Source organism: Rhodococcus chondri (assembly GCF_036327435.1).
In the GTDB taxonomy this organism is placed as follows: Bacteria; Actinomycetota; Actinomycetes; order Mycobacteriales; family Mycobacteriaceae; genus Rhodococcus; species Rhodococcus chondri.
Genome location: NZ_JAUZMZ010000323.1, coordinates 1 through 2,420 on the forward strand (window position 1 = coordinate 1; position 2,420 = coordinate 2,420).

Genomic DNA, 2,420 nt, shown 5'->3' on the forward strand with positions numbered 1-2,420 from the left:
GTGACGAGGCTCAGCGAAATTCCCCACTTCTGCTCGGCGAAATTCCCCACCTGTGAGCGGTGTTTACTGTAGCGGTTGCCGGGTTGCGGTGGTGGCTTTGCGGAGGTTTTCGGCGCGGGCGTGGTGGTCGCGGAGACGGTAGGAGTCGCCGTCGAGGTTGAGCACGACGGACCGGTGCAGCAACCGGTCGAGCATGGCCGCGGCGACGGTGGTGTCGCCGAGGACCTCACCCCATTCACCCACGCTGCGGTTCGTGTTTACGATGATCGAAGTTTTCAGATATCGTTGCGCCACAACCTGAAACAAAGCAGACGCCGCCTCGCCGGGCAACGGGAGATAGCCCAGTTCATCAATTATCAGGAGGGTGGGGCCAGCGAAGAACCGCATCGTCGTCGCCCACCGGCCCTCGATCGCTGCCCGGTGACAGCGGGCGGCGAGGTCGGCGGCGGTGGTGAAGTAGGTGCGGTACCCGGCGTGCACCGCGGCCCGCGCCAACCCCACCGACAGGTGTGTCTTGCCCACCCCCGGCGGGCCGACCAGCAGGATATTCGTGGCGGTCTCGAGGTAGCGGCAGGTGCCGAGCTCGGCGATCAACTTCCGGTCCAGGCTCGGGGCGGCGTCGTGGTCGAAGTCCTCGAGCGACGCCGGGGTCGGCAGGCACGCGAACCGCAAACGCCCGGCCAAACGGCGGGCCTCGGTCGCATCGACTTCGATGGCGAGGAGCTCTTCGAGGGCGGCGGTCATCGACAGGTTGGTCTTCTGGGCGCGGTCGAGGACCGCCGGCAGCGCTTCGGCGGCGTCGTGCAGTTTGAGCACCGCCAGATGACCGCGCAGGCGTTGGTAGAGGCTGGCCGCCGCGGCGGTGTTCGGCGCCGGAACCGCATCGGCGGCAGGGGTGGTGTTCATGTCAGGGTGTTCCTTCCGCGGGCGGCCCGCTCGTAGGTGGACAGGTCGATAACGGTCGATGGCGTTGGCATCTGGGATGTTTCGGCTGCACCGGAGGTCGTCATGTTCGACTCGCTGGTGCCCCGACGCAGTGCTTCCGCGGCCGCGATCGCGGCGGGCCCGGGTGGGATCCGTTCCTTGCGGCGGTGCGGGCGACCGGCTGAGCCGGCGGCCGCCATGGCCGCCTGCTCGAGCGCGTAGACATGGCCGTGGTCGCGGACCGTGACGCCGGCGCCGTCCGGGGCGAGGCGGTGGCGGGCGATGGTGATCTGCGCGGTGGTGACGATATCGATCACCTCGGCCCCGAGCACCCGGGTGACGGTGACCTGCGCCGACGCGAGCTCCGGGGGCACCGAGTACCGGTTGCCGCGGTACGACACCAGCGCCTGCCGGGATGCGGTCCGGGGTTCGGTGAGGATCGCCGGATACGGCGTGGCCGGCAGCGCCGTGAGCGGTTCGGTGGCGGCGACGGTCGCCACCGAGGCCTTGCCGTCGGCAGTGGCCCGCATCCGGGTATCGCCGCGCAGCCGGCAGAACTCGTCCAGGCGCTGCTGCGCCTGTTCGACCGTGACGTCGTCGGGCAGGGTGCGCCACCACCGCTGGGCGGCAGTGTGATTGGCCTTCTCCACCACCCCCTTGCGGTTCCCTGCTTTGGGTGGGCAAATAGCCACCGCGACCCCGTAGTGCTTCGCGGCGCCGGCGAAGCTCGCCGTCACCCGGCCCGACTCGGGGTGGCACACGGTCGCCATCCGATCGAACCGCCACACCTTCGTCACACCGCCGAGCCGTCGGCTGACGCGGTCGAGGCCGTCGACGAGGTGCGGCTGGGTCATCGCCGGCGCCAGGATCCCGCGCCAGCGCCCCGAATGCGCCAGGGAGCCGACCAGCAGGTGCGCCATCCCGCCCCAGCCCCAGGAGGCGGGTGGATTCGGCAGGTCGACCCAGTCCCACTGAGTTTCCTCGCCGGCAGGATGGGCGATGATCGCGTTCGCCCGGTCGGTGGCGGTCGCGCAGGCCTCGCACACCGGGCGCAGTCCGCGGTCACGGATCTGCCGGGTCAGCGTCGGATACGACAGCCGATATCCGAGCTCTTCGAGCTCGTCGCACAGGGTGCGAGCCCACAGATGCGGGTCCTCGGACAACCGGCAGGTGACGTAGTCGACGAACGGTTCGAACGGGTCCGGTTCGCGGCGTTTACGCACTCCAGGGGTGCGTTCGTCGTTCAGGTAGGCCCGGACGGTCTTGCGGTCCCTGCCGGTGTGGCGGGCGATCGCCGAGATCGACCAACCTCGTTTACGTAGGGCATGTACTTCCACATCGTCCTCCCATGTCAGCATGTGAACGCGGGTCTCCTTCGACTGGCTGATGTGTGGTCAGAGACCATCAGCATCGAGGGAGACCCGCCCTCGTTGGCGGAGCCACACGGGTGGGGAATTTCAGTGAGCGTTACTGGGGAATTTCAGCGAGCGCCGTCA

At 68.8% G+C, this 2,420-nt stretch carries 2 protein-coding genes; both read right to left on the reverse strand.

Annotated features, from left to right (window positions below; translation table 11 throughout):
* Positions 1-63: 63 nt before the first annotated feature.
* Positions 64-906, reverse strand: coding sequence for an IS21-like element helper ATPase IstB (istB, locus tag Q8814_RS25700; RefSeq protein WP_064079848.1), 843 nt, complete (start codon positions 904-906; stop codon positions 64-66).
* Positions 903-2,282 (reverse strand): Mu transposase domain-containing protein, encoded by a 1,380-nt coding sequence (locus Q8814_RS25705; RefSeq protein WP_064079849.1) that lies wholly within the window; start codon positions 2,280-2,282, stop codon positions 903-905. Before Q8814_RS25705 ends, istB begins: the two co-directional genes overlap by 4 nt.
* Positions 2,283-2,420: the final 138 nt, after the last annotated feature.

What these genes read in the sequence shown, in the direction of transcription:
- Q8814_RS25705 (WP_064079849.1), bottom strand. Translation starts at nt 2,282, where the DNA reads ATGCTGACATGGGAGGACGATGTGGAAGTACATGCCCTACGTAAACGA.
- istB (WP_064079848.1), bottom strand. Translation starts at nt 906, where the DNA reads ATGAACACCACCCCTGCCGCCGATGCGGTTCCGGCGCCGAACACCGCC.